Genomic DNA, 1,112 nt, shown 5'->3' on the forward strand with positions numbered 1-1,112 from the left:
TATTGATCCGAAACGGTAGGTGTTCTGGGTCGTTGATCCCTGCGTGAGTGAACTGGCGGGGGACGCACGGGAGTTGTCGCCGTCGGCGCAGGAGGCCCCTTCGGCTGCGGGCGGTGGCAGCGTTGGTGGCGGGCTGGGCTCGCGAGGATGTCGCGGCGGTGTTCCAGGTCTCGCTCAAGGCGGTGGACAACTGGTGGGCGAAGTGGCTGGCCGGCGGACGCGAGGCGCTCGTGGCCCAGCCGCGTGGGCGCCAGGTCGGGGAACATCAGGTTCTCGATGCGGTCGAGCAGCGGGCGGTCCGGCAGGCCGTGCTGGATCACCGGCCCTGTGACCTGGGGCTGGCGGGGCAGTTGTGGACGCGCGCCGGGGTGGGGGACCTGATCGCGAAGCTGTACCGGGTGCGGCTGACCGAGCAGGGCGTGGGCAAGTACCTGCGCCGCTGGGGCCTGTCGTTCCAGCGCCCCGACAAGCGGGCCGTCGAGCAGAACGCGGAGGCGGTGAGCGTCTGGCGGGAGGAGACCTGGCCGGCGATCCGTGCGAAAGCGAAGGCCGAGGGCGGCGAGGTCCTCTTCGCCGACCAGGTCGGCATCCGCTCCGACCAGGTCACCGGCCGCACCTGGGGCGCCAAGGGGTGCACTCCCGTCGTGCGCCGCTCGGGCAACCGGTTCTCGGTGAATGCGATGTCCGCGATCAGCACGAAGGGTCAGATGCACTTCATGGTGTTCACCGAGACCTTCGACGCCGACGTGATGTGCCGCTTTCTCGACCGGCTCGCAGGCCACTTCGACCACAAGGTCCACCTCGTCGTGGACGGCCACTCCGCCCACCGCTCCCGCAAGGTCCGCACCTGGCTCGCCGATCACCCGGACCGGATCGAGCTGTACTTCCTGCCGTCGTACTCGCCGGAGCTGAACCCCGACGAGCTGGTCAACGCCGACCTCAAACGGAGCCTGCCGATGCACAGCCGGGCCCGCGACCAGGCCCAACTCGCCGCCGAGACCCGCCGGTTCTTCCACCGACGCCAACGCCAGCCACACATCGTCCGCGGCTACTTCGGCGGCCCCCACGTCCGCTACATCCTCGAATAGAACCCTTTGAGTTTCGGATCAATA

General features: G+C 69.0%; 1 protein-coding gene. It reads left to right on the plus strand.

Annotated features, from left to right (window positions below):
- Positions 1-113 precede the first annotated feature (113 nt).
- Positions 114-1,088 (plus strand): IS630 family transposase, encoded by a 975-nt coding sequence (locus tag ACZ4SA_RS36990; RefSeq protein WP_468283280.1) that lies wholly within the window; start codon positions 114-116, stop codon positions 1,086-1,088.
- Positions 1,089-1,112 lie beyond the last annotated feature (24 nt).

Source organism: Streptomyces sp. NPDC027962 (assembly GCF_055566095.1).